This is a genomic window from Pseudarthrobacter sp. NIBRBAC000502772 (assembly GCF_006517235.1).
Taxonomy (GTDB): Bacteria; Actinomycetota; Actinomycetes; order Actinomycetales; family Micrococcaceae; genus Arthrobacter.
This window is the reverse complement of record NZ_CP041188.1, coordinates 4258822-4277950: the sequence shown is the minus strand read 5'-3', so window position 1 is coordinate 4277950 and position 19129 is coordinate 4258822. Positions and strand designations below refer to the sequence as shown.

The window sequence follows — 19129 nt, the reverse complement described above, 5'->3', positions numbered from 1 at the left end:
AACACAAAGCATGCTTACCATTTCGGGGAACCCGAATTCCCGCGACCTGTCGGTATGACGATGCCTGCGCCGCCGTCGACGGTGACGCGTTGCCCCGTGCGGAGCTGGAGGGTCGCGTCTCCCGTTCCTACGACGGCGGGAATTCCGAATTCACGGGCGACCAGGGAGGCGTGAGCCGCCAGGGTTCCGCCGTCGGTGATGATAGCCGCGGCAAGGGCGAAGAGCGGTGTCCATGCTGGCGCTGTCGATTTAGCGACCAGTACTTCGCCTTCGAGAAAGGAGTCGAAGTCTTCCGGTCCATGCATGACACGGACGATGCCGGTGATCCGTCCAGTGCTCGCGGGATGCCCCACGATGGCCCCTTCCGGCAGGTCGTGTGAACTTCTTGCCGCGTCCACCGCTCGGGCGATCGGATCACCGATAAACCTGCCGGTTTCGCCGAGGGTCAGCGGTGCGGCGAGGTTCCGCTGCCGTTGCCAGGTATCGCGTCGGCTGGCAACGGGCGGCCGCGTACCCGCTGATCGGCCGGTGACCTCGTTCAGGTTCAGGAAATGAACGTCCGCTGGATCCTCGATGAGGCCGGTGGCGACCAGATGTTCGCCGAGCCGGCGGGCGCAGCGGCGCAGGAGCGGCCATGCCAGGCTCAGGTCGTGGGACTGTTCTTCCCGCAGGGCCGCGTAGTGCTGGGCGACCTCAAGGAGGGCGTTGAATCGTGCGAGCAGTCGGGGCTGATCCTTGAGTGCCTGGCGTGCGGCCGCTTCGGCGTCGGCCCGCTGGGCGCTAAGGCCTTCGGCCTTCCCTGTTGCCGGCAGTTGGTCAGCGCCCTTGTGGCTGAGAAACGATTCGCCGGCGGTGGGGTGGTACCAGTCCAGGGAGTAGACCGCGTGGGAAACCCCTGCCGGGGCGGTTCCGGGCAGGCCGCGAAGAAGCACCTGGTGGCCGGTTGCTCCTGCAGCCGTCCGGTGCAGCGGGCCAGCCAAATGCTTCTGCCAGAACCGGGCCAGTGCGGATTCCATCTTCCAGGCAGAACCGCCGACGATGGAAAGCGACCAAAGGTAGATTCCTGCTTGATTGCACACGGCATCCACGAGTTCGACAAGCCTGGCCGGGGATGCCGAATCAACCTCCCGTTCCGCGTTCCGCACGAGCTGGCGGTACTCGGGCAGCAGGTGGTTGCGCCACTTCAGCTCCAGGCCATGGAGAACCGCGCGGTGCGCCGCGGCTGGATTGGTGGAGACGCGGAGGAGGGCGTTGAACAGGAACCAGGGTGCCCGGCCGCGGCTATCCAGAATTACTCGTCCGAGGAGCCTTGGGGAGGGCACCGGCGGGGCGTTGTAGTACCAGCCGTTAACGGAGGCATAGCGGAAGGGCACCCGCACGCGGGCGTCGCCTTGCATGCCGTCGAGGTATCCGGATTCGATCCGGGGAAGGACCCAGTCCTCGAACAACGGGGTCATCGGATCCGGCAGCCATTCACCGAGGCGGAAGTTCCGAGACCACAGACCTTTGCCAGGCACCACCCAATCAACAGCCTCCGGCAGGGCCGTCATGGGCCGGGCCTGCAGAAGGAACAGGACACCGTCTGTGTCAATGGCCCACTCAATGTCCTGCGGCGCCCCGGCATGGGCCGCGACACTGCGGGCCAGCCCGGCTACCTCCCGAGCCTGGGCTGGTGTGAGAGTGCCGGCGTTCCGGGTGGCGACTGCATCCTGATCCCGGACGCTCCATTGTTCCCCGACAGCGTCACCGGCAACGAGGGGTTCGCCGAGTCCGTGCACGGCCGTGACGATGGTTTCGTCACGGTCCCCGGTGAGCGGATTGGCGGTAAAAGCGACGCCGGCGGCAAGGGGCTGGACCATCTGTTGAATGAGTACCGCCATGGCAGGCGCGGCCGGTTGTTCCTGGCCAGAGGCTCCGCGCGCCGACTCATACGCCACCACCCGGGGGTGGGCAGCGGACGCCAGACAGCGCCTGGTTGCATCCTCGAGGTCATCTCGTGGAATGTTGAGGAAGGTCTCGTAGAGGCCTGCATACGAAGCGTCGGGCAGGTCTTCTGCGGTAGCGGAGGACCTGACGGCAAAGGGTCCCGGACCGATCCTGTCGGCGGCGTCCTGCAATGCATCGGCGAGGATCCGGCCGGGCCGGTCAAAGGCCTCTGCAGTGACGATGAAGCCTGGCGGCACACGGAATCCGACTGCGGAGAGGTCATTGAGCGTGGCCGCCTTGCTGCCCAGCGCTGCCTGTCCCGGGCGAACGGTACCAAGCAGGGGAAACGGCTGCTGGGTGTCCGCCATCGGTCTTCTCCATGGGTGGGTAGGGGCTCTATGCAGTGAGGCTACACCCGATCCCGCGCTTGGCCCGGCGGCCTGTCGAATGTCAGTGCCCCCGACTAGGCTCGATGCATGGAACACAGCACAAGCCTGACCCAGCACATTCATGCCACGCCGGAAAAGGTCTGGGCGGTCATCTCGGACATCCCGGGTTCCGCCTCCACCCTGTCCGGCATCGACGCCGTGCAGATGCTCAGCGACGGGCCCTACGGCGAGGGAACGCGCTGGAAGGAAACGCGGACCATGATGGGCCGCTCGGAAACTGTGGAGATGTGGGTGACGCAGGCCGATCCTCCCCGCAGCACCACGGTCAAGGCCCTCCAGGGCGGCGCCGATTACACCTCGCGCTTCAGCCTGGCCGAGCGCGACGGCGGGACGGACCTGACGCTGACCTTCGGCGCCGACGTCGTCAAGCCCACCCTGCTCAGCAAGGTCAGCATGACCCTCTTCGGCAAGCTGGGCATGAGCATGACACGCAAGGCGCTCACGAAAGACCTGGCGGAAATCGCCGCCAAAGCGGAATCGCTCTAGTGGCGGCAAAGGCCCCCAAGGTAACGGCTCCCCGGCTCTCGCCGGTCAGCCTGGAGGATGTCACGGATGATCCGGCCCCGGACTTCCGGCGTGGTGAAAGGTACGACGGCGTCCGGTACAGCCGGGCGGTCGCCGACGGTCTGGAGCTGAGCGGCACGGATTTTGCCGAGTGTGAGTTCCAGGGCGTCTCCTTCAATGACACCCAGCTCCGCGGGGCCACGTTCCGGGACTGCATCCTGTCCGAGCTGTACGCGCCGGTGTTCCGGGCCGCCCGCTCCACGTGGCGGGACGTGCAGCTGAACAATCCCCGGCTGGGCTCCGCTGAGCTGTATGAGACGGGCTGGCAGTCGGTCCGGATCGACGGCGGCAAGCTGGACTTCCTGAATCTGCGCGGGTCCAAGCTGACGGACGTTGTCATCAGCGACTGCATCATCAACGAACTGGACCTCGGTTCCGCCTCCGGGACGCGCGTGGCGCTGAAAAACTGCACCATCGGCACCCTGGATCTGACGGGCTCGCGGCTGAAGGATTTTGATCTTCGCGGCACGGATTTCCGGACCATCAGCGGCCTCGGCAGCCTGGCCGGCGTGGTGATCGACGACTATCAGCTGAGCCTGCTGGCGCCGCTCCTGGCCGGGCACCTCGGCGTCCTTGTCCTGTGAGTGTAGTCTTTATAGAACGAACGGTCGGTAAATAGGGCGGTCACTGGACGGCCCCGAAGATTCCGGCTCCCTGGCGTAAAGGATTTGTTCTTATGGTCGAGGCTTTTCTTGTTGGCGGCGTCCGCACTCCCGTGGGCAGGTACGGCGGTGCGTTATCGGCGGTCCGTCCTGATGATCTGGCTGCACTGGTGATCCGGGAGGCCGTGTCCCGTGCGGGCCTGGACCCGGACAGTATCGAGGAAGTCATCCTGGGCAACGCAAACGGCGCTGGCGAGGAGAACCGCAACGTGGCCCGGATGGCGGTCCTGCTGGCCGGGCTTCCCCTCCACATTCCCGGGATCACGGTTAACCGGCTGTGCGCGTCCGGGCTGAGCGCCATCATCCAGGCCAGCCACATGATCAAGTCTGGCGCCGCGGACGTGGTGATCGCCGGCGGCGTCGAGTCCATGAGCCGTGCGCCGTGGGCCCAGGAGAAGCCCGCCACGGCGTTCGCGAAGCCGGGACAGATCTTCGATACGTCCATCGGCTGGCGCTTCGTCAACCCGCTGTTCCAGAAGGGCCAGCTGGCGCGGGACGGCAAGATGACCTACTCCATGCCGGAAACCGCGGAGGAAGTGGCACGCGTGGACGGCATCACCCGCGAGGACGCCGACGCCTTCGCGGTCCGCTCCCACGAGCGTTCCCTCGCCGCCATCGCCGCAGGGCGCTTCAGGGACGAGATCGTCCCGGTGCCGGTGAAGTCCCGCAAAGCCGAAACGGTGGTGGACACCGACGAAGGCCCGCGGGCCGGCACCACCCTGGAAGTCCTCGCCGGGCTGCGCCCCGTGGTTCGGGGCGGGTCCGTGGTCACGGCCGGGAACTCGTCCACGCTGAACGACGGCGCTTCGGCCATCATCGTTGCGTCCGAGGCCGCCATCGCACGGCTGGGACTGACGCCGAGGGCCCGGATCATCGACGGCGCCTCCGCCGGCTGCGAACCCGAAATCATGGGCATCGGCCCGGTCCCGGCGACGCAGAAAGTGCTCGCACGGAGCGGCCTCAGCGCTGGTGACCTGGGCGCCGTCGAGCTTAACGAAGCGTTCGCCACGCAGTCGCTCGCGAGCATGCGTCGGCTCGGGCTGGACCCGGACACGGTGAATAACGACGGCGGCGCCATCAGCCTGGGGCATCCGCTCGGTTCCAGCGGATCGCGGCTCGCCATCACCCTGCTGGGCCGGATGGAACGCGAGGACGCCAGGATCGGTCTGGCTACGATGTGCGTTGGCGTGGGCCAGGGCACCGCGATGCTGCTGGAGCGTGTCTGATGCCCTCCCCGGAAAGCGCGAACGGACACTTGAGCCCCCGCGACTTCCGCACGCTCCTGGTCGAGGAGCGTGAGGACCGCGTGGTGGTCCTCCTCAACCGCCCGGAAGTCCGGAATGCCATCGACCAGCAGATGGTGGACGAACTGCACGTGGTCTGCGCCGCGCTTGAGCAGAATCCCAAGGTCCTGATCATTGCAGGGGTCGACGGCGTCTTTGCCTCGGGTGCGGACATCGCCCAGCTCCGCGAGCGGCGCCGCGATGATGCCCTGCAGGGCATCAACTCCACGATTTTCGTGCGGATCGCGAAGCTGCCCATGCCGGTCATTGCCGCCCTGGACGGGTACTGCCTGGGCGGCGGCGCCGAGCTCGCCTACGCGGCAGACTTCCGGATCGGAACGCCCAGTGTGCGGATCGGCAACCCCGAAACAGGGCTGGGGATCCTCGCTGCGGCCGGGGCCAGCTGGCGCCTCAAGGAGCTAGTGGGGGAGCCGCTGGCCAAGCAGATCCTGCTCGCGGGCCTGGTCCTCCGCGCCGAGGAGGCCCTGGCTGCCAGCCTCATCACGGAGATCCACGAGGCACCGGACCTGATGGATGCCGCGCACAACCTGGCGGACCGGATCGGCCGCCAGGATCCGTTGGCTGTCCGGATCACGAAGTCGGTTTTCCACGCCCCGGCCGAGGCCCACCCGCTGATTGACCAGCTGGCACAGGGGATCCTTTTTGAATCCCCGGCCAAGTTTGACCGCATGCAGGCTTTCCTCGACAAGAAATCAGAGAAGAAGAAACCATGACGAACCCGAACCTTCCCTCCACCGTCGGCGTCCTCGGTGGCGGCCGCATGGGCGCGGGGATCGCCCATGCCTTCCTGATCAACGGGGCCAACGTCTTGGTGGTGGAGCGCGACGAAGCGTCCGCCGAAGCCGCCCGGGAACGCGTGGAATCCGCAGCCGCCATGAGCATCGAACGTGGAGCCACCGACGGCAACCTGGATGAGATGGTGTCGCGGCTCGCCGTCACGGTCGATTACGACGACTTCAGGGACCGCCAGCTGGTGGTCGAGGCCGTTCCCGAAGACTGGGACCTGAAGGTCACCTCGCTCCGCGGCATCGAGGAGCGCCTGGCCGACGACGCCTACCTGGCCTCCAACACGTCGTCCCTGTCCGTCAACGGCCTGGCCCGCGAACTCAAGCGGCCGCAGAACTTCCTCGGCCTGCACTTCTTCAACCCCGTACCTGCCTCCACGCTCATCGAAGTGGTGCTCGGCGAACAGACGTCCCCGGACCTGGCTGAGGCGGCGAAACGGTGGGTCGAGGCACTCGGCAAGACCGCCGTCGTCGTCAATGACGCACCGGGCTTTGCCTCGTCACGGCTGGGTGTGGCCATCGCGCTGGAGGCGATGCGCATGGTGGAGGAGGGGGTGGCGTCCGCGGCGGACATCGACGCCGCCATGGTCCTGGGCTACAAGCACCCCACGGGCCCGCTGCGAACCACGGACATTGTGGGCCTGGACGTGCGGCTGGGCATCGCCGAGTACCTGCATTCCACGCTTGGGGAGCGGTTCGCGCCGCCGCAGATCCTGAAGGACAAGGTGGCCCGCGGAGAGCTTGGACGGAAGACCGGCAAGGGATTCTTCGACTGGGCTGAGTAGGATTTCCGGGTGACCCTCTTTGAACCCATCACCCTGACCGGCCGGCACGTGATTCTTGAGCCGCTGAAGCACCGTCACCATGACGGCCTGGTGGCGGCCGCACAGGATGGCGAGCTGTGGAAGCTCTGGTACACGTCTGTCCCGGCGCCGGACGGGATGGCGGCGGAGATCGACCGCAGGCTGGCGATGCAGGAGCAGGGGTCCATGCTGCCGTTCACCACGCGGCTGATTGATCCTGCCACCGGCGGCCCGGGCCGGATCATCGGCATGACCACTTACTGCAATATCGACGCCGGCACGCCCCGTGTGGAAGTCGGCTACACGTGGAACGCCGCGTCGGTCCAGGGCACCGGCACGAACCCTGACTCCAAGCTGTTGCTGTTGCGGCACGCGTTCGAAACACTGGGCTGCGTGGCCGTGGAGTTTTGTACGCACTGGCTGAACCACCAATCCAGGGAAGCCATCGCCAGGCTGGGTGCAAAGCAGGACGGCGTGCTGCGCAGCCACCGGCGGACCAGCGACGGCGTCCTGCGCGACACCGTGGTGTTTTCAATCCTGGAGCACGAGTGGCCCATGGTCCGGAACGGGCTGGAGCACAGGCTCGCCAAGCACCGCTAGCGATGCTTGGCGAGCAGATCGTACGGGGTCGAGCTAAGGCGCCGTCACAACGAAGGCATCCTGGCTGGCCAAGGATGCAAAGTATCCGTGTCGATAGCCTTCACCGTTGGGGTGGAAGTTGGCGCTATCGAGCGGATTTGCCGGGTTGTAGTTGATCCAGGGAGCCGCCGAGCCAATGCCGTGGCCGGTGAAAGCGGGCGCGACGTTGACGTATGTGGACCCGGTCCCTCCTGCCACGCCTGCGATGACCTGATTCAGTACTCCGGCCAAGGGATTTGCCACCCCGGCGAACGGGTGGGCAGGGTCGAACAGCAAGGGGTATCCGGTGAAGACCACCTTGGCAGTAGGGGACTTGGACTTGATGGCCGCCACGATTTCTCCCAGGCCCGTGGCGAGGCTGCCGTCAGTCAGTTTTGCTATCGCGACCCCTTGAGCGGTGGCGCACTCCACCGATTCCGGTGCAGGCACGCAGGCCATCAGGATGGCGATGGACTCGAGATCGTTCCCGCCGGCCGTCACCGTCACAATGTCGGTGTCACCAGTGACCTTCAGGAGCGCAGCATCCCTGACCTGGAAAGTTTTCCAACCCGAACAAGCTGCGTTTGCCGTAAGTTCCACGTTGCGGAGATTGTCAGCGATCACAGGGTAACCCTTACGGCTTAGATCGCAGGTGGGGTCCGTATAAGGGGCCGCGCCTACTCCCGCGGCGTAGGAATCGCCCAGCGCCACATAGTCGATTCGTTGCGTGGTCGCCGCTTCGGCCGGGATGACCGTGAAGCCCAAAGCCATTGCCATGGTGGCGAGGCCGGCCGCTATAGCCGAGCGCCGACGTCGTATTCCAGAACGTGCCATTGAATTTTCCCCTTTTGATTATCTATTTGAATAAATAACACAGGCATATAACAGCCACCGTACGCCCTCGCTCAAAGGCAGGTCACGGGCCCGGAGTACTCGATTTTCCGGCGCCGCTACACTGTCCGGTACCTGCCCATCGCGTGCGGGCGGTGGCGGCTGTGTGGTTAGCTGTCCGGGTGGAGACGACAGGGGGAGCCGTGAGCTGGGACGGAGCCGTGAATGCCTGGCACGTTGCCGGCCGCGTTTACCGGATGGGGCGCCGCGAATGGCTCACCGAGGCAGGTTGGCGGCAGGCGTACGACGACGGCGTCCGCACGGTGATTGATCTCCGTAACTCCCGTGAAGGCCAGCGCCGGGACACCGACCCTGCGGTGACCGAAACGGCCTGGTCCGGCGTCACGATCGTCGCCGCACCTACTGAAGAACCCGATGATCCGCGGTTCACCGCCGTCTGCGGACCGTACCTCAATGATCCCGCCCATTATCTGCACAACGTCCGGCTCTACCCGGAGAAGTTCGTGACGGTGTTCCGCGCTGTCGCGGCAGCCGAGGCCGGTGCCGTCGTCATTCACTGCGCGGCGGGACGGGACAGGAGCGGCATGGTGGCGGCCATGCTGCAGGACCTCGCCGGCGACCCGGACCAGCTCATTGCGGACGGCTACGCCAAGGCCGCCCGGGGCATCAACGAACGCTTCCGGACGCACGGCCCGCCCCATGCTGGCGAACGCCACATTGACGACGCCGAACTGACACCGCTGCTGGAGCGGCGCGGCCAGGCCGTGGTGGAGTTTGTCCGGGAGCTGGACACCCGCACCTTCCTGCTGCGCAACGGCCTGTCCGAGGCCGAACTGGGCGCCGTCCTGAGCCTGCTCGGCAGCCGGGTGGCGCCATGAGTTCCGTGAAGTATGTGGCGGCCTCGCTCGCGGTGGCGGGAGTGGTGATGCTTGTGGCCGGGCCGTTCTGGGCCGTCCTCGCTTCAGATTTCGGGACCACGGAGGAGAACTTCGGGCTCGGCGACGGGACCGTCGACGGCGAGTGGCTCCCGGGCCAGATCTTCCTCATGCTGGGCGGGGCAATCTTGTGCCTGGCCGCGGTGGCGGCCGCGTACATGGCACGGCGGAGCGATACAGATGAGTAGAACGAAAGCGATGGCACACAGTTTGAAACGCGTATTTGCAGCGGCAGCGGCTGCCGGAGTGGCACTTTCCGTGGGGCTCGGGGCCGTGCCGGCCTGGGCTGTTGAGCAGCCGGCCGCTGCGTCGCCGGCTGTCGTGTCGGCGGATGCTGCGTCGCCGGACGCTGCGGAAAGCCCGACGGCGGATGGATCCGGGGGCGGTGACGCGCACCCCAGCGACGCGCACCCCGGCGACGCCGGCCTTCGGGAAGCTGCCCTCCGCGATCTTGGCCTGACCCCCGACGAGTTCACGGCCGCGGGCCAGCTGGGCAAACAGGCCGCGGACGTTGTGGCGGCCCTGCAGGATATCCCCGGCTACCTCGGAACACGGATCCACGATGGCCGCATTCTGGTTGCCGGCACCGGGGCCGAGCTGGAAGCGGAGGTGGCACGGCTCAGCGCGACCATCCCGGCCGTGACCCTTGAAACGACTCCCGCCGCACCGCCGTCGGACGCTCCTGCTAGGGGAACTGACGCGCCGGCCGCGACAGGCACTCAGGCGACCGGTTCTCCGGCGACCGGCACCGAACTGGCCCGGAGCACCCAGGAGCTGTACCAGGCGTACCTCCGCGACGTGGGCGCGGCCGAGTTGCAGGCTGTGGCGTACACCGGGAGCAGGTTCGTAGTCCGTACCGGCGGAAGCAACGGGTCCGAGGCCACAGTGCCTGATTCGGCCGACGACGCCGGAAATTCGAGCCTCACCAGCCCAAACTCTGACGGCAAGATCTCGCCCGCCGAGTTTGTGGCCCGCTACGCCAACGTGCAGCTCGACGCCGGGGCACCGCTCGCGCCGCAGGCCGACGTCCCCGGAGGTTTGGGTTACGCCGCTGACAACGGCATTATCTGTTCCACAGGTTTCTCGGCCTTTGACCCCGCAGGCCTCCCCGCAGTGCTCACGGCCGGCCACTGCAGCGCTGACGGCGACGCGGAGACGGCCACGCTTCAATTCCAGGGAGTGCCTGCCGGGCTGCTCGGAAAGTTTGGTTTCAGCCAGTTCGGCGGACCTGGTAACTCAACTGTCCTGCGTCCGTTGGACCTGACCAACCCCGGCAACGTCGGAACGGACATCGCCGTTATTGAGGAACTCCGCGCGGACCTGGACCCACTGCCCGCCGCCAGTACGTGGGGCGATCCGTCAGAGCCGGGTCCGGACGTTAATATCATCGGAACGGCTGCCCCGGTTGTGGGCCAGCCGGTCTGCCGCTCCGGCCGTACGTCAGCATGGTCCTGTGGAACCATCGACGAGGTGGGGATCTACGTGGTCCAGGGCATCACCTCGGCCCCCGCAGACCTGCGGGCCTTCAACGGTTTCCTGTCCTTCGATGTCCAGTCCAGCGGCGGCGATTCCGGCGGGCCCTGGGTCAGCGGCAACTACGCGGTGGGCACACACTCGGCCGGAGAAGAAGCGCCCAAACCCAACGAAGCGCCGCCGGTAAACTTCGCCGTGGCCGCCACGCTGCAGGACTCATTGGCGGTGTTGCCCGGCTACCAGCTGGAACTCTTCCTCAACAAGCCGGCGGTGACGTCGCCCGCGCCGGGGGCAACGTTCGACGCCGGCCAGACCGTCACCGGCATGGTGGCCGCGGCTCCGGCGTCGGCTGTCGCGGCGGGTTCGAAGGTCAGGATCACCGTGAGTGGGCAGGCGCCTCTTGAGGTTCCTGTGGATGCTGGCCGTGCGTGGTCCTTTACTGCCCCCGCGGTGGACGGCCCGCTGCGTTTCACGGCCGAAACGGTCAACGGATTCAGCACATCCGGTGCTGCGGCCTTCGACTTCGCCCCGGTCAACCAGCCCTCCCAGCCAGCCCCGCAATCCTCGCCCCCGGCTGCGGTGCCAGCCACGAACGCTGCGCTGCCCCCAAAACGTGACAGCGCCGCCGTCGTACGTCCGCTGGGTGACGACCGGGCCGCTAACCTGGCCAACACCGGCGCATCCGGGCTGATCCTGTTCGCCGGCCTGGCCGCTGGTGCGCTCGCCGTCGGCGGTGTGTTCCTGGTGCTGGCGAAGTGGCGGCGGAAGCGGCAGCGCCCCACCCCCCGATGATCTATCACTAAACGTCGTCATCAGCCTGGAATGGCGACGCTACGTGATAGATCAACCGGAGGAGGCGGCGGCTACTTCTTCGGCTTCATCAGCAGGTTGGTGATGCGTAGCGTGCAGAGGCGCTGGCCGGCGTCGTTGGTGATGAGGACCTCGTGCGTGGTCAGGGTGCCGCCGAGGTAGATGGGCGTGGCGGTGATGGTGATCTTGCCCTCGCGCGCGGAGCGGTGGTGCGTTGCGGAGACGTCCACCCCCACGGCAGTTTTCCCCAACGTGCTGGCGTGGATCACGGCCGCCCAGGAACCCACAGCCTCGCCCACCGCCAGGGACGCGCCGCCGTGCAGCAACCCGAACGACTGCCTGTTGCCCTCCACAGGCATCGTCGCCACCACGCGCTCGACCGATTCCTCCAGGATTTTCACGCCCATCTTCTCGTCGAGCTCGCCGAGAACAATCTTCCACGGGGTGGTGTCCGGCGCAGCGGCGTCGGGGGATAGGGCGGTCATGGGTCTCCTTTGGCGAGCCTGGACTTCCAGTGTGCGGCACGGCACAGTCATGTACTGTAGACATATTACCGAACGGACGGTCAGTAAAGCCCTGGCCGCGTTTTGTCCCCGCCTTGGAAGGACCCGTCAACGATGACCACCACTGCAGAAACCACAGTCGACACCGTCCAGACCGTTCCCAGTTTTGTGCAGGATTCCTGGTGGACCCCCGACGCCGGTGCGGCAGCGTCCGCTGTCCCCGTGCGGGATGCGAGCACCGGCGAAGTCCTGGCCAGGGTGAGCACGGACGGCCTGGACCTTGCCGCCGTCGTGGATTACGGCCGCACCACGGGTCAGGCGGAACTGGGCAAGCTGACCTTCCACCAGCGCGCGCTCAAGCTCAAGGAGTTGGCGCAGTACCTGAACGCCCGGCGCGAGCACTTTTATGCTTTTTCGGCCCAGACCGGTGCCACGAAGGTCGACTCGATGATCGACATCGACGGCGGCATCGGCGTCCTCTTCACGTTCGGCTCCAAGGGCCGGCGCGAGCTGCCCAATTCGCAGGTGGTGGTGGACGGTCCCATGGAGGTGCTGTCCAAGGACGGTTCGTTCGTGGCCGAGCACATCTACACGCGCATCCCCGGCGTCGCCGTGCAGATCAACGCGTTCAACTTCCCGGTCTGGGGCATGCTGGAGAAACTCGCGCCCGCCTTCCTTGCCGGCGTCCCCACCATCGTCAAGCCGGCCACCCCCACAGGGTATGTGGCCGCGGCCGTGGTGAAGGCGATCATCGAATCCAACATCCTGCCGAAGGGCTCGCTGCAGCTGATTTCCGGCTCTGTCCGCGGCCTCCTGGACGTGCTGGACTACCGCGACCTGGTGGCCTTCACCGGCTCCGCGTCCACCGCGCTGTCCCTGAAATCGCATCCCAACGTGGTGCAGGGCGGCGTCCGGTTCACGTCCGAAACGGACTCCCTCAACGCTGCCATCCTTGGTCCGGACGCGGTGGAGGGCACCCCGGAATTCGACGCCTTCATCAAGTCAGTCGTCACCGAAATGACGGTGAAGGCGGGCCAGAAGTGCACGTCCATCCGCCGCGCCATCGTCCCACAGGAGCTGGTGCCGGCGGTGATCGCCGCGATCGGCAGGCGCGTGGACGAGCGTGTGGTGCTGGGGGATCCCCGCGCCGACGGCGTCACCATGGGCGCTTTGGCGTCGCTGGAGCAGCTCGCCGACGTCCGCGCCGCGGTGCAGTCAATGCTCGACGCCGGCGGTGAGCTTGCGTACGGGACGCTGGATTCGCCGTCGGTCACCTCTGCCGGCGGCGCCACGGGCGTGGTCGACGCTGGCGCCTTTATGTCGCCGGTGGTGCTGAGCTGGGCTGACGCGGAGACTGACGCGATCCACTCCCTGGAGGCGTTCGGCCCGGTAGCCTCCGTGATCGGATACAAGGACCTGCCCGACGCCGTCCGCCTCGCCGCCCGGGGCGGCGGCTCCCTCGTGGCGTCGGTGTGCACCAACGATCCGGCCGTAGCCCGCGAACTCGTCACCGGGATCGCCGCCCACCACGGCCGTGTCCTGATGCTCAACCGCGAGGACGCCCGCAGCTCCACCGGCCACGGTTCGCCCGTCCCGCACCTGGTCCACGGCGGGCCAGGCCGTGCCGGCGGCGGCGAGGAGCTGGGCGGCATCCGCTCGGTCATGCACCACATGCAGCGCACCGCCATCCAGGGCTCGCCCAACATGCTCACCGCCGTCACCGGCCTCTGGCACACCGGGGCGGACCGGAACTTCACCGTGGAGACCGAGGGAACGCACCCGTTCCGGAAATCCCTGGCCACGCTGCACATTGGCGACGCCATCCGATCGGAGCTGCGTGAGGTCTCGCTGGAGGAAATCACGAAGTTCGCCAACTCCACGGGCGACACCTTCTATGCCCACACCAACCAGGAAGCGGCCGAAGCCAACCCGTTCTTCCCGGGGATCGTGGCGCACGGGTACCTGCTGCTGAGCTGGGCCGCCGGGCTGTTTGTGGAACCGGCACCGGGCCCGGTCCTGGCCAACTACGGCCTGGAGAACCTCCGCTTCATCACGCCTGTGGCTGCCGGGGATTCCATCCGGGTCACCCTGACGGCCAAGAAGATCACGCCGCGCGAAACCGACGAGTACGGCGAGGTGGCCTGGGACGCGCTCCTGACCAACCAGAACGACGAGATCGTGGCCACCTACGACGTCCTCACCCTCGTCGAAAAGTAGCCCCAACCCGGACGCTCTCTCACTTGATGTAAGGTTTCCGGCGACGCTCTCGCACTTTCTTGAGGAAAGTGAGAGAGCGTCGGGGGTTTTCCCGCATTATGTGAGAGAGCGTTTGGATCTTTCCGGGTTGCTGCGGCGTAAAATTTCCTCCGTAGGAGGTGGCCAAATGAACCTAGCCCTGAGCACAGCCACAACCATCCTGCCCGTCGATGACGCAGCGCGCGCCCACAGTTTCTACACCGAAAAACTGGGCCTCCCGCACCGCGGAATGACAGACAATGGAAGCGAATTACTCGGTAACGACGGCGGCCCGATGCTGCAGTTGTTGCCGGTCTCGGACGGGAAGCACTCCGAGCACACCGCCCTCAGTTTTGAGGTGCGCAACATTGAGCGGATCGTGCAGGACATGGAGGCCAGGGGCGTCCGTTTCCAGGATTATGACCTGCCCAACCTCAAGACCGAGAACCACATCTGCACCACGGACTCCGAGAAATGCGCCTGGTTCATGGACACGGAGCACAACATCCTCTGCGTTCACGAGACGTTGGGCATGCAGGTCGAATACCAGCTCTGACCATGCGCGGCGGCTGCCAGACCGCACACCAGACTGCAGGAGGGGCGTCCCAGCGAACGGGGGCTCCCCTTCTGCCTCGTTAATCGGCTCAGGCTTCGGCGCCGCCGTGCAGGCCGTCGTCGCTGCTGTCATCCGATGGTTCGGTGCCGGTGTCGGTGAGGTCCATGTTGCCGCGGGCTTCCTCCATGGTGGGCCCGCCGGGCGGGATGCTGTACGTGTCCGGGCGGATGCCGTGGGCCTGCTCCTCAATCAGCGCCTGCTCCTCGCTGAAGCGGATGACGTTCGCCTCGTCGCCGGCGTCGCCCGGCAGGTCCTCCCGCAGGGCTGAGGGGTCGGGAACGATGAATCCGGGATCTGCATCTTTGTGGTCCGTCATGACCAGCCTTCCTACTGTTGGGGCTTACGGGTACTGGGTTTACGGGGCCACCGGCCGTTCGGTGAGTTCCACCTTGATGTCCGCGCTCTGCCCGCCACGCTTGACCTTGAATCCTACGGTGTCGCCCGGGTTGCGGTTCCTGAGCTCGGCCAGCAGCTTCTCCGGCGCAGTGAGGTCCACGCCTTCCATCGACTCCAGCACATCACCCGGACGGATCCCCGCAGTTCCGGCGGGGCCGTTATCGTCAACGCTCAAAACCACGACGCCGGTGCTCGCGTCGATGCCCAGTTGTTCGGCGATCTGCCGGGTCAGTTCGCCCGGGGTGAGCCCCACATAGGCGTGCTCGGCTGAACCGTCCGCCAGCAACTCCTCGGCCACCTCGACGGCGGTGGCCGCCGGAATCGCGAAGCCCAGGGCTACGGCACCGGACGACGGTGGAATGTAGGCCTCGCTGATGCCCACCACTTCGCCGCGCATGTTGATCAGCGCTCCGCCCGAATTGCCGGGGCTGATGGGCGCATCAGTCTGGATCAGGTCCACCAGCGACAGGCTGTTCTGCGCCGAACCGGGGATGGAGCGGTGCAGGCCGGAGATGATCCCCGCGGTGGCCGTGTTTTCGAAGCCCAGCGGCGAACCGAGGACGACGGCCCCCTCGCCCACCTTGGGCAGCGAGGTCTGGTACACCGGTTTGGGCAGGCCGGTCCGGTCCGCCTGGACAAGGGCAAGGTCCGTCACGGGGTCAGTGGCTTTGACTGTGCCGGAAACGCGCTGGCCATCCGCGAAGGCCACCTCAAGTTCGGTTTGGCCGCGGATGACGTGCTCATTGGTGAGGATCAGCCCGTCCTCGGAGTAGACCACGCCGCTGCCCAGCCCGCCGTCGGTGAAGATGGTGACGACCGAAGGGGACAGGTTTTCCACAATCTCCGTGATGCCGCCCGTTACGTCGGGGGCGGCGGGGGCCTCGGCGCTGGGGGAGCCGGTGCTGCCCGGCGTGGCCGCGGCTGATGAGGCGCCCGGAGTCGATTCACTGGGCGCCGGCGGAACAGGAGAACCCGTGCATGCCGCAACGGCCAGCAGGACGGCCGTCAGGACGCCCCACGGCGCTGCCCGGAGACTGGCTGAACGGCGCGATGGACTGGCTGACGGCTTCATGGGCAACCTCCCCGCGGACGCTGGCTCTTCCTTCCTACCGTAGCCGTGGACGGGACCGGCAGGCCAGTGCTGTGTGCCCCCCGCCGGCGCGCGAGAGTCAGCGCTCGCTGGGCGGCTGTTTGGACCATGGTGTGACCGGACGCTCCTGCAGGACGCCGTCCACCGTGATGTCCACCCTCTCGTTGTAAAACTCACCAGCCCGTGGATCTGGCCGGCGTCGCGGAAGGTCCGGGTGTACGCCCAGGCGATGTTCTTCCCGTTCTCGGCTTGCGGGTAGGACCAGTAGCTGGCGGTGGCTTTGTACGGGCACACCGTCCGTTTGGCGCTGGCTTCCATCAGGTCAAGCCGGACGTCGGCCGGGGGAAGGTAGTAGCGCACCGGGAGCATGGGGCTCCCGGTGGAGGTAAGGCTCGCGGGGACCGCGAAGACGGGGGTGATGCGCTGGGGTTCCCAGACCAGCAGGGCATGGAATGTGTCGACGACGGCGTTCCCGCCGGTCAGGGCGCGGACCCGTTTGGCGGTGGGCTGGTAACGGAGTTTACCGAAAGTGCCAAAGAGGACCTCCGACAGCTTGATGGCCATGCCTCATGCTAGGCCTTGGCGTGGAGCCCGTCGAACGCGATGGTGATGACGTCGTCGGCCAGTTTTTCCGGCGTGAGGGAGCCGCCCGGTTTGTACCATTCCACGATTGAGTTGATGGTGCCGAACAGCAGCCGCGTGACGGTGCGCGGATCGATGTCCTGGCGCAGCGAGCCTTCGTCGCGGGCTGCGGAAATCAGGGCGGCCACCTCGTGATCAAACGCGCGACGGCGTTCCAGGGCGTCGCGCTCAATGTCAGTGTTGCCCCGCAACCGCAGAAGCAGCGTGACAAACGGCAGCCGCTCCACCAGGACGGCCACGGTCTGCCGCAGGACAAATTCCAGCCGCGCGTCCGCCGCGCCGCTTTGCGCCCCGGGCTGTTCGAGGATTGATTCCAGGCCGCCGAGCGCATGGTCAAGGGCGAGCTTCAGGAGGTCGCCCTTGGACGGCACATGGTGGTAGATGGCCGATTTCGAGATGCCCAGGTTCTCGGCGAGGATGCCCATGGACGTGGCGTCATAGCCGTGCCGGTTGAAGACGTCGACGGCGATGAGCAGCACCGACTGCTGGTCGTAACCGGGACGGCCGCGCTTGCTGGGGACTGCTGTAGTGGGCATACCGGCTATTTTCCCATGAACGTTCGGTAATCCCTGCAGCGGCGCAGCCGGGGCCTCAAGTGTCCGTTCGCGCTACGCCTTGGGACGGAGGTCGTAGATCCGGCGCAGCTTGCCGTTTGACCGCTCCAGTGAACCCGGCGCCACCACGTCAACGGCGCACGAAGAACCCACATGGATCTTGATCTGCTCCTGCAGCGTGCGCGCCGCCGTCGTGCTCTGCTCAACTGTCACCGCGTCCCGGCGTTCGATCCTGACCGTCAGCTGGTCCATCCGCTGCCCTTCCGGGCGAGTGAGTTCGAGCTGGAAGTGGGGGCTGAGTTCGGGGATGCGCAGCGCAATTTCCTCGATCTGGGACGGGAACAGGTTCACCCCGCGCAAGATGATCATGTCGTCGCTGCGGCCGGTGATGCGGCCCATCCTGCGGTGCGCGGGGCGGGCGGTGCCGGGCAGCAGGCGGGTGAGGTCCTTGGTGCGGTAGCGGATGATCGGCAGCGCTTCCTTGGTGAGAGAGGTGAAGACCAGTTCGCCGTGCTCGCCGTCGCGCAGGACGTTTTCCTTGCCCACGACGGGGTTGAAGGCGTCAATGATTTCCGGGCGGAAGTGGTCCTCCCAGATGTGGCTGCCGTCCTGGGTTTCCACGGCCTCGCCGGCGACGCCCGGGCCCATCACTTCGGACAGGCCGTAGATGTCGCAGGCCTTGATGTTCATGGTGACCTCGAGTTCGTGCCGCATCTCCTGCGTCCACGGCTCGGCGCCCAGGACCGCGTACTTGAGCGAGGTCGACGTCGGGTCGATGCCCATGTGGGCCATGGCGTCGGCGATGGTGAGCAGGTACGTGGGCGTGGCCAGGATGGCGTCCGGCTGGAAGTCCTGGATGAGCTGGATCTGCCGCTCGGTCTGCCCGCCGGACATCGGGATGACGGTGCAGCCCAGCGCTTCAGCGCCGGCGTGCGCGCCCAGGCCGCCCGTGAACAGGCCGTAACCGTAGGCGTTGTGGACCTTCATGCCGGGCCGGACGCCTGACGCGCGGAGGCAGCGCGCCACCAGTTTGGCCCAGTCGGCCAGGTCCTGTTTGGTGTACCCGACGACGGTGGGCCGGCCCGTGGTGCCCGAGCTCGCGTGGATGCGGGCTACTTCGCTCTGCGGCACGGCGAACATGCCGAACGGGTACTCGGCGCGCAGGTCTTCCTTGGTGGTGAAGGGGAAGTTGCCGAGGTCGCTCAGTTCGCGGAGGTCGGCGGGGTGGATGCCGGCGTCGTCGAATTTGCGCTTGTAGAGCGGCACGCGGTCGTAGGCGTAGGCCACGGTGTGCTGCAGGCGGGTGAGCTGGAGGGCCTCAAGTTCGTCGCGGGAGATGGTTTCCTCGCGGTCCAGGATGGGATCTGTGCCCTGGGACGTGGACTGCGGCATGGGGGTTTCGGGGGCGTGGAGGGTCATGGTTTCCTACTTCTTGGGAATGGTGCGGCTGCGTCCGCGGAACTCGGCGATGAGTTCCCCCGGGTTGCCGGAGCTGGGTAACGAATCGGGCTGGGCACCGTGCAGCGTATCGGCGTCGGCCGCGAAAATCTGGATGTCGTACAGCCCGCTGCGCCCTGAGCTGGACCGGCGGTCCGCGACGGCGGTGATCACCTGGCCGCGGTATGCCGGCTTCAGGAAGTTGATGTCGACGCCGGCGGCAACGGTGATGCTGTCGGCCTCTTCAGGGGTGGGATTGACCGGATTGCAGGCAAGGGCGAACGCGGAATCGGCGAAGGCGAAGATCATTCCGCCGTGCGCCATACCGAACCCGTTGAGCATTTCCTGCCGGAGCGTCATGCGGATGGTGGCGTGCCCGTCGCTGACGGCGAGGACTTCGATGCCCATCCATTCGGAGGCGTAGTCGTTTTCCAGGATGGGGTGGGTGGCCCCGGAGAGTGCTGCTTCAGCCATG

At 66.6% G+C, this 19129-nt stretch carries 19 protein-coding genes; 11 read left to right on the top strand and 8 right to left on the bottom strand.

Features of this window, described 5'->3' with window-relative positions:
* Positions 1-14 precede the first annotated feature (14 nt).
* Positions 15-2294 (bottom strand): PEP/pyruvate-binding domain-containing protein, encoded by a 2280-nt coding sequence (locus NIBR502772_RS19875; protein ID WP_168223584.1) that lies wholly within the window; start codon positions 2292-2294, stop codon positions 15-17.
* 108 nt (positions 2295-2402) lie between these two features.
* On the opposite strand from NIBR502772_RS19875, the gene NIBR502772_RS19870 reads away from it, so the two are divergent.
* From NIBR502772_RS19870 to NIBR502772_RS19845, 6 genes are all read left to right on the top strand, one after another.
* Positions 2403-2861 carry an SRPBCC family protein gene (locus NIBR502772_RS19870; RefSeq protein WP_104060425.1) on the top strand — a complete coding sequence of 153 codons (459 nt, stop codon included), beginning with the start codon at positions 2403-2405 and terminating at the stop codon, positions 2859-2861.
* Positions 2861-3523, top strand: a complete 663-nt coding sequence (locus NIBR502772_RS19865) for a pentapeptide repeat-containing protein (protein ID WP_141141479.1) — start codon at positions 2861-2863, stop codon at positions 3521-3523. The genes NIBR502772_RS19870 and NIBR502772_RS19865 overlap by 1 nt, the downstream gene beginning before the upstream one ends.
* Positions 3524-3615: 92 nt before the next feature.
* Positions 3616-4827, top strand: a complete 1212-nt coding sequence (locus NIBR502772_RS19860; protein ID WP_141141478.1) for an acetyl-CoA C-acyltransferase — start codon at positions 3616-3618, stop codon at positions 4825-4827.
* Positions 4827-5618 (top strand): enoyl-CoA hydratase/isomerase family protein, encoded by a 792-nt coding sequence (locus NIBR502772_RS19855; RefSeq protein WP_141141477.1) that lies wholly within the window; start codon positions 4827-4829, stop codon positions 5616-5618. The genes NIBR502772_RS19860 and NIBR502772_RS19855 overlap by 1 nt, the downstream gene beginning before the upstream one ends.
* The gene (locus NIBR502772_RS19850) at positions 5615-6475 is read left to right on the top strand and encodes a 3-hydroxyacyl-CoA dehydrogenase family protein (RefSeq protein WP_141141476.1); all 861 of its coding nucleotides are present in this window, start codon (positions 5615-5617) and stop codon (positions 6473-6475) included. The genes NIBR502772_RS19855 and NIBR502772_RS19850 overlap by 4 nt, the downstream gene beginning before the upstream one ends.
* Before the next feature lie 9 nt (positions 6476-6484).
* The gene (locus NIBR502772_RS19845; protein ID WP_141141475.1) at positions 6485-7093 is read left to right on the top strand and encodes a GNAT family N-acetyltransferase; all 609 of its coding nucleotides are present in this window, start codon (positions 6485-6487) and stop codon (positions 7091-7093) included.
* A 33-nt stretch (positions 7094-7126) separates the two neighbouring features.
* Here NIBR502772_RS19845 and NIBR502772_RS19840 read toward each other — a convergent pair whose 3' ends face one another.
* A complete protein-coding gene (locus tag NIBR502772_RS19840) occupies positions 7127-7945 on the bottom strand; it encodes an SGNH/GDSL hydrolase family protein (protein WP_141141474.1) in 819 nt (272 codons plus the stop codon).
* Positions 7946-8145: 200 nt separating this feature from the next.
* On the opposite strand from NIBR502772_RS19840, the gene NIBR502772_RS19835 reads away from it, so the two are divergent.
* From NIBR502772_RS19835 to NIBR502772_RS19825, 3 genes are read left to right on the top strand one after another with little or no spacing between them, the layout of a single operon-like run.
* The gene (locus NIBR502772_RS19835; protein WP_141141473.1) at positions 8146-8841 is read left to right on the top strand and encodes a tyrosine-protein phosphatase; all 696 of its coding nucleotides are present in this window, start codon (positions 8146-8148) and stop codon (positions 8839-8841) included.
* Positions 8838-9086, top strand: a complete 249-nt coding sequence (locus NIBR502772_RS19830) for a hypothetical protein (protein ID WP_141141472.1) — start codon at positions 8838-8840, stop codon at positions 9084-9086. Before NIBR502772_RS19835 ends, NIBR502772_RS19830 begins: the two co-directional genes overlap by 4 nt.
* A gap of 22 nt (positions 9087-9108) precedes the next feature.
* The gene (locus NIBR502772_RS19825) at positions 9109-11163 is read left to right on the top strand and encodes a S1 family peptidase (protein WP_246848599.1); all 2055 of its coding nucleotides are present in this window, start codon (positions 9109-9111) and stop codon (positions 11161-11163) included.
* Positions 11164-11234: 71 nt separating this feature from the next.
* Here NIBR502772_RS19825 and NIBR502772_RS19820 read toward each other — a convergent pair whose 3' ends face one another.
* Complete coding sequence (locus NIBR502772_RS19820) at positions 11235-11666, bottom strand: PaaI family thioesterase (protein ID WP_141141470.1); 432 nt, start codon at positions 11664-11666, stop codon at positions 11235-11237.
* 132 nt (positions 11667-11798) lie between these two features.
* Here NIBR502772_RS19820 and paaZ point away from each other — a divergent pair, with 132 nt between their 5' ends.
* Both paaZ and NIBR502772_RS19810 read left to right on the top strand, forming a co-directional pair.
* On the top strand, positions 11799-13901 hold the full coding sequence (gene paaZ / locus NIBR502772_RS19815) for a phenylacetic acid degradation bifunctional protein PaaZ (RefSeq protein ID WP_141141469.1): 2103 nt from the start codon (positions 11799-11801) through the stop codon (positions 13899-13901).
* 166 nt (positions 13902-14067) lie between these two features.
* The gene (locus tag NIBR502772_RS19810) at positions 14068-14475 is read left to right on the top strand and encodes a VOC family protein (RefSeq protein ID WP_141141468.1); all 408 of its coding nucleotides are present in this window, start codon (positions 14068-14070) and stop codon (positions 14473-14475) included.
* An 88-nt stretch (positions 14476-14563) separates the two neighbouring features.
* Here the strand turns inward: NIBR502772_RS19810 and NIBR502772_RS19805 are convergent, their stop codons facing one another.
* The 5 genes from NIBR502772_RS19805 to NIBR502772_RS19780 form a co-directional block, all read right to left on the bottom strand.
* On the bottom strand, positions 14564-14851 hold the full coding sequence (locus tag NIBR502772_RS19805; RefSeq protein ID WP_141141467.1) for a hypothetical protein: 288 nt from the start codon (positions 14849-14851) through the stop codon (positions 14564-14566).
* 39 nt (positions 14852-14890) lie between these two features.
* Positions 14891-16585 carry a trypsin-like peptidase domain-containing protein gene (locus NIBR502772_RS19800; RefSeq protein WP_246848598.1) on the bottom strand — a complete coding sequence of 565 codons (1695 nt, stop codon included), beginning with the start codon at positions 16583-16585 and terminating at the stop codon, positions 14891-14893.
* Positions 16586-16593: 8 nt separating this feature from the next.
* On the bottom strand, positions 16594-17199 hold the full coding sequence (locus NIBR502772_RS19790) for a TetR/AcrR family transcriptional regulator (protein ID WP_141141465.1): 606 nt from the start codon (positions 17197-17199) through the stop codon (positions 16594-16596).
* A gap of 72 nt (positions 17200-17271) precedes the next feature.
* Positions 17272-18636, bottom strand: a complete 1365-nt coding sequence (gene paaK, locus NIBR502772_RS19785) for a phenylacetate--CoA ligase PaaK (RefSeq protein WP_141141464.1) — start codon at positions 18634-18636, stop codon at positions 17272-17274.
* A gap of 6 nt (positions 18637-18642) precedes the next feature.
* Positions 18643-19128 (bottom strand): hotdog fold thioesterase, encoded by a 486-nt coding sequence (locus NIBR502772_RS19780; protein ID WP_141141463.1) that lies wholly within the window; start codon positions 19126-19128, stop codon positions 18643-18645.
* Position 19129 lies beyond the last annotated feature (1 nt).